Here is a 16,770-nt window from a genome sequence, read left to right on the forward strand (position 1 = left end):
TTATGGCTGCTGCCAGAGAATGACAGCCGCCGTTACCAACAAGTTGACGAGCGTCAGCGGCAGGCACACTTTCCAGCCGAAGGACATTACCTGGTCATAACGTGGACGCGGTAACGCTGCGCGAATCAAAATGAACATCATCATGAAGAACGCGGTTTTCAGCGCGAACCAGATGAACGGCGGTAAGAACGGGCCATGCCAGCCACCAAAGAACAGCGTTACCATCAACGCGGAAATGGTGACGATACCGATGTACTCGCCCACGAAGAACAGACCGAATTTCATACCGGAATATTCAATGTGGTAACCGTCGGCCAGTTCCTGTTCGGCTTCTGGCTGGTCAAACGGGTGACGGTGACACACGGCCACGCCCGCGATAGCAAAGGTAATAAACCCAAAGAACTGCGGGATAACGTTCCAGATGTCGGCCTGGTTGTTGACGATGTCGGTCATGTTGAATGAACCGGCCTGCGCCACCACGCCCATCAGGGAAAGACCCAGGAACACTTCATAGCTCAGCGTCTGCGCGGAAGCACGCATCGCACCCAGCAGCGAGTATTTGTTGTTACTGGACCAGCCTGCGAACAGCACCGCGTACACCGCGAGGCCTGCCATCATCAGGAAGAACAGAATGCCGATGTTCAGGTCAGCCACAACCCAGGTCGGGCTGACGGGAACGATAGCAAACGCCAGCAGCAGCGAGGTGAAGGCGATCATCGGAGCCAGAGTAAAGATCACGCGGTCAGAGAAGCGCGGGATCCAGTCCTCTTTAAAGAACATCTTGATCATGTCCGCAACCAGCTGGAGTGAACCACCCCAGCCCACGCGGTTCGGTCCGTAACGGTTCTGGAACAGACCGAGCAGACGACGTTCACCAAAGCTCATGAACGCGCCGCAGGTGACCACCACCAGCAGAATCACAACCGCTTTCAGAATGCTCAGCAGGATGTCGATAAGATCCGGCGTTAACCAACTCATGCTTTTGCCTCCTGCAGGTTATCAAGACGCGCACCCGCCAGTACCGGCGCGATGCCAGGCATACCCATCGGCAGACCCACCTGCCCTGCTGTCAGACCTTCGGAGATAATCAGCGGCAGGCTGATTGTCTGGCCGTCATAGCTAAAGGCAATGTTTGCGCCAGCGTTAACGCCAAGCTTCGCGGCATCCGCCGGGTTGAGCTTGATGTACGGCTGCGGCATGCGGGTCTGGAAGACCGGTGAACGCTGGGACAGCTCGTCGCTACCGAACAGATGGTAGTACGGCGCAATACGCCAGTTACCTTCCTGCGCCTGGAAACTCTCCGGAACGGTCGTGAAGAAGTCCAGACCGGTTTCAGAGGCTTCAATCAGACGTACGCCCGGGTCGCCGTGGCGCAGTGAACCACCCACTTCAGCCTGGAACTTGTTCCATGCCTGCGGGGAGTTCCAGCCCGGAGCCCATGCGAATGGGATCTGTGAACGCGGAGCAGACGGCTGGTTGTTCCCTTCCATTGAGAAGGCGAACATGGTGTCTTTATCCTGCGGCTGGCGAGGTTCGTGCACGCTGATATTGGCGCGCATTGCGGTACGACCGCTGTAACGGTGCGGTTCACGCGCCAGTTTCTGGCCGCGAATGCGGAAGCTTGCTTCAGGCGCGGCATCTTTAATGCCTGCCAGCTGAGGCAGTTTCTCGACAACCGCGTCGATAACGTGGTCGAGCTGCGTCCAGTCCACTTCACGGCTCTGCACGGTGCTGTGCAGGGAGTGCAGCCAGCGCCAGCTTTCAAGCATCACGGTGTTGCTGTCGTAGTAAGCCGGGTCGTAAACCTGGAAGAAACGCTGCGCGCGGCCTTCGTTGTTGATAACGGTACCGTCGCTTTCTGCGAAGCTTGCCGCAGAGAGCACCAGGTGCGCTTTATCCATAATCGCGGTGCGCTGATGATCGATAACCATCACCAGCGGCGCTTTGGAGAGCGCGGCGTCTACACGTGCGGCAGAAGCATGGCGATGCAGGTCGTTTTCCAGCACCACAACGGCGTCAGCGGCACCAGATTCCAGTTCGCTTAACGCTGCTTCCAGCGAGCCGCCGCCAATCATGCCCAGACCAATGCTGTTCACCGCACGGGCAATCATGGTCACGCCGACGTCGGCACCGCGGCCTTTCAGGGCTTTGGCAACGTTGGCTGCCGCCTGAATGATCTCCGCGCTTCCGGCGTTAGTCCCGGAAATAATCAGCGGTTTCTTCGCCCCTGCCAGCGCCTGAACAATCACATCGACCTTGTTTTGCAGGTCACGATCCAGTTCAACCGCCGGCGCGCTGTTGTCCAGCGCGTGGGCAATCGCAAAGCCGAGACGCGCCTGATCTTCAACCGGTGCGCAGTAGGTCCACGCCGCGATATCGTCCAGACGGGTGTTGTCGACGTTAGTCACAAACAGAGGATGCTTAGCGCGCTGGCCGATGTTAAGGATTGCCGCAATCTGCCAGTCAGCCACTTTCTGCGCGGCTGCCATTTCACGTGCTTTCCCCTTCACCGCCTGACGAACCGCCAGAGCCGCGCGTGCGCCGGTCTGCGTCAGGTCTTCACCCAGCACCAGAACCGCATCATAGGATTCAATTTCGCGCAGCGCAGGGGTATGGATTCCGCCTTCGCGCAGCACTTTCAGTACCAGCTGCAGACGTTTCTGCTCGCCCTGGGCGATACCGGTATAGAAGTTTTCCGCGCCAACCAGCTCGCGCAGCGCGAAGTTGCTTTCGATGCTTGCGCGCGGGGAGCCGATACCGATCACTTTCTTCGACTGGCGCAGAATGTCTGCCGCGCCCTGCATCGCCTGTTCAGCGTTCAGGGTAATGAAGTCGTCGCCACGGCGCTGAACCGGCTGACGCGGACGGTCTTTCAGGTTCACATAGCCATAGCCGAAACGACCGCGGTCGCAAAGGAAGTAGTGGTTAACGGTACCGTTATAACGGTTTTCGATACGGCGCAGTTCGCCGTAGCGCTCGCCCGGGCTGGTGTTACAGCCGAGGGAACACTGCTGGCAGATGCTTGGCGCAAACTGCATGTCCCACTTACGGTTGTAGCGCTCGGAGTGGGTTTTATCGGTGAATACGCCGGTCGGGCAGATTTCCACCAGGTTACCGGAGAATTCGCTCTCAAGCACCCCGTCTTCCGGACGACCGAAGTAGACGTTATCGTGTGCGCCATAGACGCCCAGATCCTGGCCGTCCGCGTAATCTTTGTAGTAACGCACGCAGCGGTAGCAGGCGATGCAGCGGTTCATTTCGTGAGAGATGAACGGCCCCAGGTCCTGGTTACGGTGGGTACGCTTGGTAAAGCGATAGCGACGGAAGCTGTGGCCGGTCATCACGGTCATATCCTGAAGGTGGCAGTTACCGCCCTCTTCGCAGACCGGACAGTCGTGCGGGTGGTTGGTCATCAACCATTCCACAACGCTTTCGCGGAACTGTTTCGCTTCTTCGTCATCAATCGAAATAAAAGTGCCTTCGGTGGCTGGCGTCATACAGGACATCACCAGGCGACCACGCGTGTCTTCCGCGTTTTGATATTGCTTCACCGCACACTGGCGGCAAGCACCGACGCTGCCCAGCGCCGGATGCCAGCAAAAATACGGAATATCAAGGCCGAGCGACAGACAAGCTTCCAGCAGGTTGTCCGCCCCGTTGACCTCATATTCTTTGCCGTCTACATGAATCGTAGCCATTAGCATGCTTCCAGTTGGCTCAGTCGAAACCGAGCGTTAATCAAAATTCTTGTCGTTACCAGCGCGCTTTAAGCAGGTTCGGCTGAATCCCATTAATCGCATGGGTATTGCTGAACGGCTGCTTGATGCCTGCTTCGAACTCGTCGCGGAAATATTTAATCGCGCTCTGCAGAGGTTCGACGGCACCCGGTGCGTGGGCACAGAAGGTTTTACCCGGGCCTAAGAATCGACACAGCTGCTCAAGCGTCTCGATATCCCCAGGCTGGCCTTCGCCACGTTCGATAGCACGCAGGATCTTCACGCTCCACGGCAGACCATCACGGCACGGTGTACACCAGCCGCAGGACTCGCGGGCGAAGAACTCTTCCAGGTTACGCACCAGCGATACCATGCCGATCTCGTGGTCGACGGCCATCGCCAGCGCCGTACCCAGACGGCTGCCTGCTTTACCAATGCTTTCGAATTCCATTGGCAGGTCAAGGTGAGCTTCGGTCAGGAAGTCTGTCCCTGCCCCACCCGGCTGCCAGGCTTTGAATTTCAGGCCATCGCGCATGCCGCCGGCGTAGTCTTCAAGAATTTCGCGTGCGGTGGTACCGAACGGCAGTTCCCAGACGCCAGGATTTTTAACGCGGCCAGAGAAGCCCATCAGCTTGGTACCGGCATCTTTGCTTGAGGAGATGCCCTGATACCACTCCACACCGTTGGCGAGGATAGCCGGAACGTTACACAGGGTTTCGACGTTGTTTACGCAGGTCGGTTTACCCCATACGCCGGAGCTCGCCGGGAACGGTGGCTTGGAACGCGGGTTCGCACGGCGGCCTTCCAGGGAGTTAATCAGCGCGGTTTCTTCACCGCAGATATAACGCCCGGCACCGGTGTGCACGAACAGCTCGAAGTCAAAGCCGGTGCCCAGGATGTTTTTACCCAGCAGGCCCGCTTCGGTGGCTTCCGCGATCGCGCGACGCAGGTTTTCTGCCGCTTCGATGTACTCACCGCGCAGGAAGATGTAGCCACGGTAGGCTTTCAGCGCAAACGCGGAGATCAGCATGCCTTCCACCAGCAGGTGCGGCAGCTGTTCCATCAGAAGGCGGTCTTTATAGGTGCCCGGCTCCATTTCATCAGCGTTACACAGCAGGTAACGGATGTTCATGGATTCGTCTTTCGGCATCAGGCTCCACTTCAGACCGGTGGAGAAGCCCGCGCCGCCGCGCCCTTTCAGGCCAGAGTCTTTCACCGCATTTACGATGTCGTCCGGCGCCATGCCGCCGAGGGCTTTACGCGCACCGGCATAGCCGTTTTTGCTCTGATATTCGTCGAGCCATACCGGCTGTTTGTCATCACGCAGACGCCAGGTCAGCGGATGCGTCTCAGCAGTACGAATTACAGTTTTCATTTGTACTGCTCCAGCAGGTCAGGAATCGCTTCCGGCGTCAGATGGCTGTGAGTGTCCTCATCAATCATCATGGTCGGCCCCTTGTCGCAGTTACCCAGGCAGCAGGTCGGCAGCAGCGTAAAGCGGCCGTCGAACGTGGTCTGGCCCGGCTTGATATTGAGCTTCTTCTCAATCGCAGCCTGAATGCCCTGATAGCCGGTAATGTGGCAGACAACGCTGTCACAGTAGCGGATCACATGGCGGCCAACCGGCTGACGGAAGATCTGGCTGTAGAACGTGGCTACGCCTTCTACGTCACTTGCCGGAATACCCAGCACTTTTGCGATCTCATAGATCGCCCCGTCCGGCACCCAACCACGCTGTTTCTGTACGATTTTCAGCGCTTCAATGGACGCCGCACGCGGGTCTTCGTAGTGGTGCATCTCGTGCTCAATGGCGGCACGTTCTGCTTCACTCAGCTCAAAAGCCTCGGTTTGTGGTTGTTGATTCTCGTGCATAATTAGCGGTCCACATCTGACATAACAAAATCGATACTACCCAGATACACAATCAGGTCGGAGACCAGACTGCCGCGGATGGCGGACGGGATCTGCTGCAGGTGCGCAAAGCTCGGCGTACGCACGCGGGTGCGGTAGCTCATGGTGCTGCCGTCGCTGGTCAGGTAGTAACTGTTAATACCCTTGGTCGCTTCAATCATCTGGAAGGATTCTTGCGCCGGCATGACCGGGCCCCAGGAAACCTGCAGGAAGTGGGTGATCAGGGTTTCGATATGTTGCAGCGTGCGCTCTTTCGGCGGCGGCGTGGTCAGCGGGTGATCCGCTTTGAACGGGCCTTCCGGCATGTTGTTGAGGCACTGCTCAAGGATGCGCAGACTCTGGCGCAGCTCTTCTACTTTCAGCATCACGCGGGTGTAGCAGTCGGAAACACCGCCGCCAACCGGGACTTCAAAGTCGAAGTTCTCGTAGCCAGAGTAAGGACGCGCTTTACGCACGTCGAAATCAATACCGGTTGCGCGCAGACCTGCACCGGTCGTCCCCCACTCCAGCGCTTCTTTCGCGCCGTAGGCAGCAACGCCCTGGGAACGGCCTTTCAGGATGGTGTTACGCAGCGCGGCTTTCTCGTATGACGCCAGACGTTTTGGCATCCAGTCGAGGAATTCACGCAGCAGACGGTCCCAGCCGCGCGGCAGATCGTGTGCCACACCGCCGATACGGAACCAGGCAGGGTGCATACGGAAACCGGTAATCGCTTCGACCAGATCGTAGATTTTCTGACGGTCGGTAAAGGCGAAGAAGACCGGCGTCATCGCGCCGACGTCCTGAATGAACGTAGAGATGTACAGCAGGTGGCTGTTGATACGGAACAGTTCTGACAGCATGACGCGAATCACATTAACGCGATCCGGCGTAACGATACCCGCCAGTTTCTCAACGGCCAGCACGTATGGCATTTCGTTTACGCAGCCGCCGAGGTACTCGATACGGTCGGTATACGGAATGTAGCTGTGCCAGGATTGACGCTCGCCCATCTTCTCAGCACCACGGTGGTGGTAGCCGATGTCCGGTACGCAGTCGACAATCTCTTCGCCATCAAGCTGAAGAATAATACGGAATGCACCGTGCGCAGACGGGTGGTTTGGACCGAGGTTGAGGAACATGAAGTCCTCGTTATCGGTACCGCGCTTCATGCCCCAGTCTTCCGGTTTGAAGGTCAGCGCTTCCATCTCCAGATCCTGCTTGGCTTTGGTCAGCTCAAACGGATCGAATTCGGTCGCACGTGCCGGATAGTCTTTACGCAGCGGGTGGCCGGTCCAGGTCTGCGGCATCATGATGCGCGTCAGATGCGGGTGGCCGTCGAAGGTCATGCCGAACATTTCCCAGGTTTCACGCTCATACCAGTTGGCGTTCGGGAAAAGTTTGGTGATCGTCGGCAGATGCATGTCGTTTTCAGACAATGCCACCTTGAGCATGATATCCGTATTACGGTCTATTGAGATCAGGTGGTAGAAAACGGAAAAATCCGCAGCAGGGAGACCCTGGCGGTGGGTACGCAGACGTTCATCCATGCCGTGTAAGTCAAACAGCATGACGTACGGTTTTGGCAATTTCTTGAGGAAATCGACAACTTCCAGCAATTGCTCACGCTTCACCCAAACAACGGGTACCCCGGTGCGGGTAGCCTGAACAGTAAAGGCATCCGGCCCAAAACGGTTGCGCAGTTCGCCAATGACGGGGTCATCCAGATGATCCCTTGTCTGCCAGGCGGCTTCTTGCGCGGTTAAGTCGGTCATATTGTTCACCATTGCAAATGGTCCGTGGTGACTGTTGAGCCTGGCTTCGCGCTATTTGAGTAGTGATATGCGAAGGTGTTCTCCAGGCCTACAGGCGCAAATTAAATTTCGTCAGGCGTACGCAGATTGGTGACGGCAATACGTTCACCACGTTTACGCTCGCGCTCAGACTGCATGTTCGCGCGATACACACCCTGATCGCCAACAACCCACGACAGTGGGCGACGTTCTTTACCGATGGACTCCTGCAGCAGCATCAGCGCCTGCATGTAAGCTTCCGGACGTGGCGGACAACCCGGGATGTACACATCCACTGGAATAAACTTATCTACGCCCTGCACGACGGAATAAATGTCGTACATACCGCCAGAGTTTGCACATGCGCCCATGGAGATAACCCATTTAGGTTCCAGCATCTGGTCATAAAGACGCTGAATAACAGGTGCCATCTTGGTAAAGCAGGTACCGGCTACCACCATCAGGTCAGCCTGACGTGGGGAAGCACGCAATACCTCTGCCCCAAAACGCGCAACGTCATGCACCGCAGTGAATGACGTCACCATTTCAACGTAGCAGCAAGAAAGGCCAAAGTTGTACGGCCAGATGGAGTTCTTACGACCCCAGTTGACCATATCGTGCATGGCATGCTCGAGTTTGCCCATGTACACGCTTTTATTGACTTCTTGCTCCAGGGGGTCGGTTACGATCTCCTGTTTTTGCAGGGGGTAACGGTCATTCTCACCGTTAGGATCTATGCGGGTGAGCGTATAATCCATCTTATTGCCTCGCTGTTACTGCTGACGATTAGAGATACTGTTTTCCGGGTTGATGTGTTCACGGCGTGAACGCACAGGTGTCCAGTCCAGCGCGCCAATACGCACCAGATAAACCAGACCGGCCAGTAACACTAAAATGAAAATTGCGGCCTCGACAAAGCCCACCCAACCACTTTCGCGAATGGAGGTAGACCACGCGAAGAGGTAAAGCGCTTCCACGTCGAAGATGACGAAGAACATGGCTACCAGGTAGAACTTGGCAGACAGGCGTAAGCGAGCGGTACCTACTGAATCAATACCTGATTCGAAAGGTGTGTTTTTGTGCCTTGCGCGGGCGCGACCGCCCAGGAACCAGCCGCCGACTAACATCAGGCAGCACAGGCCAATGGCTACAATAAGAAAGATTGCGAATGCCCAGTGATGAGCGATGACTTCTGTGGATGTTGACATACTCATTGCTTACTCATCAAAAGTGATACCAACGACACTGCTCTTGCTGGCAGATGGGCATCACATCGATTCATGGGGAGGAACAAATAACCTTACACTAACTGTCAGAAATGAGACGTAGACAGCAAAATGATGGGGTTTTTTACTCCTTTCTATAACCTATTGTCAACTTTAACAAAGGTTTCTTCACATTAAATTACATCGAGCGATTCTCATTAACATTTGGTGCCCTTTAACCCTGGTGGGTACATGACTTTCCGACAAATGTATGTTGTTGAATCGTGTCCGTTTCGGAAGTAAAAAAAATAACCCTCCTATTTTGACAGGATTTGCCAACGATTCCTCCCCCCAAATAGGAGTATTTTCTTGATCTGAGACACGCTTTTGTTAATTCAACCTGGAAAACGGCAACATCTTTCCTGTTTTTTTAACAAAGGTGGGATACGGATGACGTGAGAACGGGAAATGGATAAGTTTTAATCAAAAGAGTTCAACCATTTGATTAATAAATGCAATCTTAAAAATCCACTCGTTGCAAGCGGGTATTGTTGCTAAAAAAAAGCCACTGCATGCGAAAATCACACGAGTGGCTTTTTTTTACACTTACATTTTGTTACCACAATTTTGAGCTAGCGATCACTCAAAATCACCTTCAACAATCAGGGAATCATCCCCTCCTTCGGAGGTAACACGCTCGAACTGCCATGGGTTGTGGTAATTTTCCATCGCCTCGAACACCACTTTTGCCAACTCGTTATGACTGGCTGAGTTATGGCAGAGCAGGTATTCCGTATCTGGCAACGCAGGAAGCCCATCGGATTTACCCAGAACGCGCAGATCCGGGCTCATCATCTCTACCGGACGGGCCGTTACGCCAAGCCCGGCTTTCACCGCGGCACGAACTGCTGGCAACGTGGAAGCCACGTACGCCAGACGCCACGGAATGTTGGCCTCATTCAACGCCGTCAGCACCATATCGCGGAACGGGCTCGGGTCATCCAGTAACACCAGAGGAACCGGCTCCCCTTTTTGCAGCACATATTCGGCTGCGCAATACCAGTGCGTCGGCGATGTACGCAGCGTCAGGCAATCAAACTGCCCCGGACGATGCGTGGTGACCACCAGGTCGACTTTATTCTCATTTAACATCTCAACCATAAAGGCATTACGCTTTACGCTGACATCCAGCGCAAGCTTCGGATAAACCGAACTAATGCGGTTGAGAAGAAACGGCAATATAGTATCCGCTGACTCATCAGATGCGCCTAACGTTAGCACCCCTTGAAGGTTGCTAAACATTAATGACATACATGCTTCATCATTAAAGCGAAGAATTTTCCTGGCATAACCCAGAAGCTGAATACCGTGTTCCGTTAAGAGCTTATTACGCCCGTGACGGGCAAAAAGCTCTTTACCAACCAGTTGCTCCAGCCGCTGCATTTGCTGGCTAACGGCGGACTGGGTTCGGCAAACGGCGGCAGCAGCAGCTGCAAAAGTGTTGAGATCGGCGACCGCAACAAACGTTCTCAGCAGATCGAGGTCGAGATTCATTATCGGACGATTTGCATTTATCATATCTTTTCACTTTCAGGTTGCTCGTGCGGAGCTGCCCGGGTTGAAGCTGTGTGTATAACAGTTAAGCAATTCCCTCTGAAGGTTTTCCCTCGCATCCCGGCCCGGCAGACTGCCTGACAGATAGTTATTGTGCTGCTTTATATCAACAGTCAGAAAGCACGTTTCATGACGTTATTTTTATTCTCTTTTAACGTTCAGGATATTTAGATGTTCGCAGGTTTATGTAAATTACATTAAAGGTATAACACCTTTTCTGCCATCTTTATCGCAGCGCTGTCAACGTAGCAGGAGATGTTAGACACATTCCAGCCAGAGATAACTCCAACAATAACAATCAATTAATTCGGAAAATCAGTTCCAGATATACAAAAAACATGCATCTGTCACCTGCTTTCCTGAAAGACATCTTAACCCAAATCCACTTTATTTATAAGTCTTATTGCAATATTAAGGATTAAAGGAGAATGTTAAGCTTCTAAACTAATTTTATTAAAATTAACTAAAGTTGCATTTTATAGGTTAATAATAAATAAATTTTAATTTAGATTAAGTCCATTCATTAATGGCACTTAACATTAATTTCACATGAGTAACTTTTAGCCACATTATGCTATTACCGTCAGATGGATCAAGCATTCAGGTTTTACGAAAAGTCACTTAGGGTGATTGCCACTTACGTTCTGCCCACCACCGATTTTCATCAGCACAATATACAGCATTTCTGCAAATGGATAGCATAATTAACCTTGCCACGTTCTGTGCGCACAACTTTAAGTCAGTGAAAAAGTTTACCTACAGCGAAAAAGATTTCTCAACATTCCGCTACCGGCACAAAATCTTCTACTGCACACCCTTCAAAACGAAGCGAGGGGGGAGTACATTATTCCGTGCTGACTTCCACGGCAGGGAGTGGCAATAATAGCGAAAAGGTTAAAGGTTCATGTCCCCTATCGAAAAATCCAGCAAGCTAGATAACGTCTGTTATGACATCCGTGGCCCGGTTCTGAAAGAGGCTAAGCGCCTTGAAGAAGAAGGCAATAAGGTTCTGAAACTCAACATTGGTAACCCCGCGCCATTTGGTTTTGAAGCGCCGGATGAAATTCTGGTTGATGTGATCCGCAACCTTCCTACCGCACAGGGCTATTGCGATTCAAAAGGACTTTACTCCGCGCGTAAAGCCATCATGCAGCACTACCAGGCACGCGGTATGCGTGATGTTACCGTTGAAGATATTTATATCGGCAACGGCGTCTCTGAACTGATTGTGCAGGCAATGCAGGCGCTGCTGAACAGCGGAGACGAAATGCTGGTACCCGCGCCGGACTACCCGCTGTGGACGGCAGCCGTATCGCTGTCCAGCGGTAAAGCCGTGCACTATCTGTGCGACGAGTCCGCTGACTGGTTCCCGGACCTCGATGACATTCGCGCGAAAATTACCCCTCGCACGCGCGGCATCGTGATCATTAACCCGAACAACCCGACGGGCGCGGTCTATTCAAAAGAGCTGCTGATGGAGATCGTCGAGCTCGCCCGCCAGCATAACCTGATCATCTTCGCTGACGAGATTTACGACAAGATCCTGTACGACGCAGCACAGCACCACTCTATTGCCGCGCTGGCCCCGGATCTGCTGACCGTCACCTTTAACGGCCTGTCTAAAACCTACCGCGTGGCCGGTTTCCGTCAGGGCTGGATGGTCTTAAACGGTCCGAAAAAACACGCTAAAGGCTATATTGAAGGGCTGGAGATGCTGGCCTCCATGCGTTTATGTGCCAACGTTCCGGCGCAGCACGCGATCCAGACGGCGCTCGGCGGCTATCAGAGCATTAGCGAGTTCATCGTTCCCGGAGGCCGCCTGTACGAACAGCGTAACCGCGCGTGGGAGCTGATCAACGATATCCCAGGCGTATCCTGCGTGAAGCCGAATGGGGCGCTGTATATGTTCCCGAAAATCGACGCGAAGCGCTTCAACATTCACGACGACCAGAAAATGGTGCTCGATTTCCTGTTGCAGGAAAAAGTGCTGCTGGTTCAGGGCACGGCGTTTAACTGGCCATGGCCGGATCACGTGCGTATCGTGACGCTGCCGCGCGAAGATGACCTCGAAATGGCCATCAGCCGCTTCGGGCGATTCCTGTCCGGTTATCATCAGTAACGTTGGCTTTCTGCCGGGTGGCGCTGCGCTTACCCGGCCTACAACACCTGCAGATTTGCATCTTGCCTCCCCTCCCCGCACAATGAATGCCTGTCGCAGTAAAGACCAAAGGTAACCTATGAGTCAGAGTCATTTCTTTGCCCATCTCTCCCGTCTGAAACTCATCAACCGCTGGCCGCTGATGCGCAATGTCCGCACTGAGAATGTGTCAGAGCACAGCCTGCAGGTTGCTATGGTCGCGCACGCGCTGGCCGCCATTAAAAACCGCAAATTCAATGGTCAGGTCAATGCCGAACGCATCGCGCTTCTGGCGATGTACCACGATGCGTCAGAAGTGCTGACCGGCGATCTGCCTACGCCGGTGAAATATTTCAACTCGCAGATTGCGCAGGAATATAAGGCCATCGAAAAGATTGCCCAGCAGAAGCTGATTGACATGGTACCGGAAGAGTTGCGCGATATCTTTGAGCCGCTGATCGATGAACATCAATACACGGAAGATGAAAAGTCGCTGGTCAAACAGGCCGACGCGCTCTGCGCCTACCTGAAGTGTCTGGAAGAGCTGTCCGCGGGGAATAACGAGTTTTTACTGGCGAAAACGCGTCTGGAAAAAACGCTGGAATCCCGCCGCAGCGAAGAGATGGATTACTTTATGCAGATATTTGTACCGAGCTTCCATTTATCGCTGGATGAGATTAGCCAGGATTCTCCGTTGTAATTTTTCGCCGGGTGGCGGCTTCGCCTTACCCGGCCTACGTTTCTGCGCTCACGCTAAAACGGAAATAACACCGGGATCAACACCACGCATACCAGCATCACCAGCACGGTGAACGGCACGCCCAGCTTTACAAAATCGCTGAACCGGTAGTTCCCCGGCCCCAGCACCAGGGTGTTGACCGGTGAAGAGACCGGCGTCATAAACGCCGCCGATGCAGCCATCGCCACCATCATCGCAAAGGGATACGGCGACACGCCCATGGATTTCGCCATCGCCAGCGCGATGGGCGCCATCAGCACCGCCGTGGCGGTATTGGAAATGAACAGCCCGATCGTGGCGCACATGACGAACAGGCACATCATCATCATATACGGGCCGTATCCCCCGCCAATGTCCATAAGCCCTTTAACGACTAAATCCACACCGCCGGTTTTTTGCAGGGCAAGGGCAAACGGCATCATCCCTACGATCAAAATGATGCTTGGCCAGTGAATCGCTTTGTAGGCGCTCTCGGCATCAATGCAGCGAAATTTCCCCATTAACAGGCAGGCAATAATGGCCGCAACCGGATTTGGGATCTCGTCGGTAAGCATGAGCGCCACCATCAATACCAGACAAAAAATGGCATGGGGCGCCTGGCTGTGCGCCGGGGAGGCGTCGCTCTCTTCAACAGGCATGTTGAGCACTACAAAATCGCGGCCTTTTTGCCCAAGCTGGCTAATCAGCTTCCAGTTGCCGACGACGAGAAAGATATCGCCCAGCAGGATCGGCTCGTCCACCACCGCTCCTTCCACCGCCACGCCATCGCGCTTCAGCCCCACGACATTCAGGCCATAGCGCGTCCGGAACCCCATTTCCCGCACGGTTTTGCCCAACAGTTCCGATTCCGGGATCAGCGACACTTCGGCCATGCCGACATCCAGCGCCTGGTCTGAGAAATACTCCCCGCGCAGCACCATAGGCTCCAGCAGCTGTTCACTGCAAAACTCGCGCAGATCTACATCCGCGGTGGACATATCAATCAGGAGCACGTCCCGCGCGCGGAATTCCGATACCCCGTTGACGTTGACGATGACCCGGCGAAAACGACGCCAGCGCTCGACACCGATCACATTCGCGCCATAGCGCTCGCGCAGCTTCAGGTCGTCAAGCCGTTGCCCCACCATCGGCGAGCCGGGGCGAATGGCCAGACGGCGCGCGCGCCCGGTGAGGCGGTACTCTTTGATCAGATCGCGGAAGGTGCGTCGTTTCCAGCCCTCTTTGCTTTTGTCCTGTTTTTCGCCTTTGAGGGCAAAACGGGTCAGCAGCATGTAGAGCACGCCCAGCACCAGAATGACCAGCCCAAGCGGGGTGACGCTGAAAAAACTGAAGCCCTGGAAGCCTTCCCGGATCAGCTCGCTGTTGACGACCAGGTTCGGCGGCGTTGCCACCAGGGTCATCATGCCGCTGATCAAACCGGCAAAACTCAGGGGCATCATCAGGCGCGACGGCGAGCTCTGCATCCGCATGGAGACGCTCAGCACTACCGGGATAAAGATAGCAACCACGCCCGTTGAGCTCATAAATGCTCCCAGCCCGGCGACCGTCAGCATTAAATAGATCAACATTTTCGTTTCGCTGTTGCCGGCCACCTTTACCAGCCACGCCCCCATAATGGTCGCCACACCGGTACGCACGAGGCCATCGCCGATGATAAACAGGGCAGCAATCAGGATAACGTTGGGATCGCTGAACCCGGAGAAGGCTTCCGGCAGCGTGAGCGTACCGCTCAGCACAAACGCGACGATGACAAACAAGGCTACGGCGTCCATGCGCACCTTGCCTGTTGCAAAAAGAATGATGGCGATTAAAAGCAGGCTCAGGACCCAGATCAGTTCACCGTTCACAACATGTCCTTGTCAGTGGGAGATGAGAAATTTTGCCATAAAAAAGCCCCATCAGCGTGGGGCTATATCATGGGTTTACATTTTTAGCGAGACCGTTACAACGCCGTCAGAGGCTTTTGAAACAGCCAGTGCCGTCAGAGAATCCAGCACAAAGTCTGCCTCCTCCAGGCGGGGAGATCCCGCCGGAACATTCACCGCGATAACGTGGCTTCCGGCGTTCAGCCCGGCCAGTACGCCGGCCGCCGCATCTTCTACTACCACACACTCTGCGGGAGCAAGCCCCAGCAGTTCAGCACCCAGCAAAAAGGCATCGGGTTCGGGTTTGCCACGCTTAACGCGCTCCGCAGTGATAAACACTTCCGGCTTCGGTAGGCCTGCCGCCTTATGGCGGGCGTGGGCGACGGGAATGGAGCCTGAGGTGACGATAGCCCACGGGATCTGCGCTTCGTTCAGATGTTCAAGCAGTTCACGCGCGCCCGGTAAGGCGGTAATACCGTCCGTGTCTGTGGCTTCAATGTGTTCCAGGTATTTGAACTCCGCCTGAATTTCGTCCTCAGAGCGTCCGGCCAGGAAGTGCCGTAGCGAGGTAATGGCCTGTTTGCCATGGATAAAATTCAGCACGTCCTGATGGTCGATGCCATGTCGGTCAGCCCAGTGGCACCATGAACGCTCCACAACCGGCAGCGAGTCCACCAGCGTACCGTCCAGATCAAACAGAAAACCTCTACACTGCACATGCACCTCCGTCAGGCATTAATGATTTGTTGAATTTCGTTGCTGCTTAAATGGTACTGGCGCGGGCAGGCGTGCCACGCGCTCAGCATACGCTGATATTTATCCCACATTGGGGTCTGCGCGTTGAAACCGTGGGTGCCCGCGTCAAAGTGGGTGTAACGCCCTTCGGTATTCACCATAAAGCGAACATAGCTTAGATAACGCGCTTCCGTTGCCGCATCAAAGCCTAAGAAAGTCACGCGGCGCTCGTCAATGGACTGCTGATCTTTGAGATTCGTCCAGGACACGTGCAGGGCGTGATACATCTCCATGATGTCGATCACGATGCGGCAGGTTTCTTCTTTCAGCTCACCAAACTCGCGGTCCAGTTCGCGCATTTGCAAACCAAAGCCGCGTTCGACGATGGTCTGCAGGCGGCTGTAGCGCGCAGCGTTATCGGGATCAAGCATAGTCATCATCTTGTACTGGTTAGACAAAATCAGACGTTGAGCATGGGTCATTTCCATCTTTCGACTCCTGTAGCGCATTGCACTTAAAAAAAAGACACGGTAACTGATTGTTACTGTGCCTTCTTTTCGTCGTCGTTTCGATGATCAATCACAAGTCATCGAGGAATGTTTTATCCAGTTGCTTAAAAGCACGCTTTAACGTGTCCGCCAGCGCCTGGTAATCGGGTTTACCTTCGACCGGGGCGAGCGCCTGTCCGGCCTCCTCCAGTTTTCCGCGCACTTCATAAAACCAGTGTAAAATAGAAGGTGGAAGTGGCGTGACAGAGCGTTTACCTAACCACCACAGGCCCTGCATCGGCAGGCTTAACGCGAAGAGTGCCGTCGCGACGGCAGGACCAAGCTGCCCCCCCAGCGCAATCTGCCAGCACAACGTAAAGACAGCGACGGGCGGCATAAAGCGAATCGCATAGCGCGTGGCGCGGATGGTGCGATTCTCAATGAACATGGGCGCAAGGCGCTTTTCCATTGGCCACGTCTTTGAGTAATGCTGTCCCCGACGAAACAGACTGAAGAAATTTACGGACGGGTTCTCTGGTGTCGACATGGCTGTACCTCAACTTCACATATAAAAATTAAAATTTTCGT

Annotated in this window: 14 protein-coding genes; 2 read left to right on the forward strand and 12 right to left on the reverse strand. The window is 54.4% G+C overall.

The genetic code is table 11. The features are described from left to right. The 8 genes from nuoH to lrhA form a co-directional block, all read right to left on the reverse strand. On the reverse strand, window positions 1-978 hold the full coding sequence (gene nuoH, locus ABR39_RS08725) for an NADH-quinone oxidoreductase subunit NuoH (protein ID WP_047346615.1): 978 nt from the start codon (window positions 976-978) through the stop codon (window positions 1-3). Beyond that, window positions 975-3,698, reverse strand: a complete 2,724-nt coding sequence (gene nuoG / locus ABR39_RS08730; protein ID WP_047346616.1) for an NADH-quinone oxidoreductase subunit NuoG — start codon at window positions 3,696-3,698, stop codon at window positions 975-977. Before nuoG ends, nuoH begins: the two co-directional genes overlap by 4 nt. A 55-nt stretch (window positions 3,699-3,753) precedes the next feature. Continuing rightward, on the reverse strand, window positions 3,754-5,091 hold the full coding sequence (gene nuoF / locus ABR39_RS08735) for an NADH-quinone oxidoreductase subunit NuoF (protein ID WP_023312536.1): 1,338 nt from the start codon (window positions 5,089-5,091) through the stop codon (window positions 3,754-3,756). Further along, window positions 5,088-5,588: an NADH-quinone oxidoreductase subunit NuoE gene (nuoE, locus tag ABR39_RS08740; RefSeq protein WP_006176513.1), complete on the reverse strand. Its 501-nt coding sequence runs from the start codon at window positions 5,586-5,588 to the stop codon at window positions 5,088-5,090. Before nuoE ends, nuoF begins: the two co-directional genes overlap by 4 nt. Window positions 5,589-5,590: 2 nt before the next feature. Further along, window positions 5,591-7,393: an NADH-quinone oxidoreductase subunit C/D gene (nuoC, locus tag ABR39_RS08745; protein ID WP_023312537.1), complete on the reverse strand. Its 1,803-nt coding sequence runs from the start codon at window positions 7,391-7,393 to the stop codon at window positions 5,591-5,593. Window positions 7,394-7,482: 89 nt separating this feature from the next. After that, on the reverse strand, window positions 7,483-8,157 hold the full coding sequence (gene nuoB / locus ABR39_RS08750; RefSeq protein WP_003861482.1) for an NADH-quinone oxidoreductase subunit NuoB: 675 nt from the start codon (window positions 8,155-8,157) through the stop codon (window positions 7,483-7,485). A 15-nt stretch (window positions 8,158-8,172) separates the two neighbouring features. Next, the gene (nuoA, locus tag ABR39_RS08755; RefSeq protein WP_003861475.1) at window positions 8,173-8,613 is read right to left on the reverse strand and encodes an NADH-quinone oxidoreductase subunit NuoA; all 441 of its coding nucleotides are present in this window, start codon (window positions 8,611-8,613) and stop codon (window positions 8,173-8,175) included. A gap of 630 nt (window positions 8,614-9,243) precedes the next feature. Then, a complete protein-coding gene (gene lrhA / locus ABR39_RS08760) occupies window positions 9,244-10,182 on the reverse strand; it encodes a transcriptional regulator LrhA (protein WP_047346617.1) in 939 nt (312 codons plus the stop codon). Window positions 10,183-11,122: 940 nt separating this feature from the next. Here lrhA and alaA point away from each other — a divergent pair. Together alaA and yfbR are read left to right on the forward strand one after the other, a co-directional pair. Next, window positions 11,123-12,337: an alanine transaminase AlaA gene (gene alaA, locus ABR39_RS08765; protein WP_047346618.1), complete on the forward strand. Its 1,215-nt coding sequence runs from the start codon at window positions 11,123-11,125 to the stop codon at window positions 12,335-12,337. A gap of 118 nt (window positions 12,338-12,455) precedes the next feature. Then, complete coding sequence (gene yfbR / locus ABR39_RS08770; RefSeq protein WP_047346619.1) at window positions 12,456-13,055, forward strand: 5'-deoxynucleotidase; 600 nt, start codon at window positions 12,456-12,458, stop codon at window positions 13,053-13,055. Between the two features lie 53 nt (window positions 13,056-13,108). On the opposite strand, the gene ABR39_RS08775 is transcribed toward yfbR, so the two are convergent. From ABR39_RS08775 to yfbV, 4 genes are all read right to left on the reverse strand, one after another. Then, entirely contained in the window at window positions 13,109-14,941 is a 1,833-nt protein-coding gene (locus ABR39_RS08775) for an SLC13 family permease (protein ID WP_047346620.1), read from the reverse strand. Window positions 14,942-15,016: 75 nt separating this feature from the next. Beyond that, a complete protein-coding gene (locus ABR39_RS08780; RefSeq protein ID WP_045402709.1) occupies window positions 15,017-15,676 on the reverse strand; it encodes a sugar phosphatase in 660 nt (219 codons plus the stop codon). An 11-nt stretch (window positions 15,677-15,687) separates the two neighbouring features. Continuing rightward, window positions 15,688-16,182, reverse strand: coding sequence for a YfbU family protein (locus ABR39_RS08785; protein ID WP_008502874.1), 495 nt, complete (start codon window positions 16,180-16,182; stop codon window positions 15,688-15,690). Between the two features lie 91 nt (window positions 16,183-16,273). Next, window positions 16,274-16,729: a terminus macrodomain insulation protein YfbV gene (gene yfbV / locus ABR39_RS08790; protein ID WP_047346621.1), complete on the reverse strand. Its 456-nt coding sequence runs from the start codon at window positions 16,727-16,729 to the stop codon at window positions 16,274-16,276. Between the last annotated feature and the right edge of the window lie 41 nt (window positions 16,730-16,770).

The organism is Enterobacter genomosp. O (genome assembly GCF_001022965.1).
GTDB classification, from domain to species: Bacteria; Pseudomonadota; Gammaproteobacteria; order Enterobacterales; family Enterobacteriaceae; genus Enterobacter; species Enterobacter cloacae_L.

Excerpts from the sequence above, each read along its gene's own strand:
- nuoH (WP_047346615.1), bottom strand. The coding sequence starts at position 978 with ATGAGTTGGTTAACGCCGGATCTTATCGACATCCTGCTGAGCATTCTG.
- ABR39_RS08785 (WP_008502874.1), bottom strand. The coding sequence starts at position 16,182 with ATGGAAATGACCCATGCTCAACGTCTGATTTTGTCTAACCAGTACAAG.
- nuoA (WP_003861475.1), bottom strand. The coding sequence starts at position 8,613 with ATGAGTATGTCAACATCCACAGAAGTCATCGCTCATCACTGGGCATTC.
- nuoC (WP_023312537.1), bottom strand. The coding sequence starts at position 7,393 with ATGGTGAACAATATGACCGACTTAACCGCGCAAGAAGCCGCCTGGCAG.
- alaA (WP_047346618.1), top strand. The coding sequence starts at position 11,123 with ATGTCCCCTATCGAAAAATCCAGCAAGCTAGATAACGTCTGTTATGAC.
- nuoE (WP_006176513.1), bottom strand. The coding sequence starts at position 5,588 with ATGCACGAGAATCAACAACCACAAACCGAGGCTTTTGAGCTGAGTGAA.
- nuoF (WP_023312536.1), bottom strand. The coding sequence starts at position 5,091 with ATGAAAACTGTAATTCGTACTGCTGAGACGCATCCGCTGACCTGGCGT.
- nuoG (WP_047346616.1), bottom strand. The coding sequence starts at position 3,698 with ATGGCTACGATTCATGTAGACGGCAAAGAATATGAGGTCAACGGGGCG.
- nuoB (WP_003861482.1), bottom strand. The coding sequence starts at position 8,157 with ATGGATTATACGCTCACCCGCATAGATCCTAACGGTGAGAATGACCGT.
- lrhA (WP_047346617.1), bottom strand. The coding sequence starts at position 10,182 with ATGATAAATGCAAATCGTCCGATAATGAATCTCGACCTCGATCTGCTG.
- yfbV (WP_047346621.1), bottom strand. The coding sequence starts at position 16,729 with ATGTCGACACCAGAGAACCCGTCCGTAAATTTCTTCAGTCTGTTTCGT.
- yfbR (WP_047346619.1), top strand. The coding sequence starts at position 12,456 with ATGAGTCAGAGTCATTTCTTTGCCCATCTCTCCCGTCTGAAACTCATC.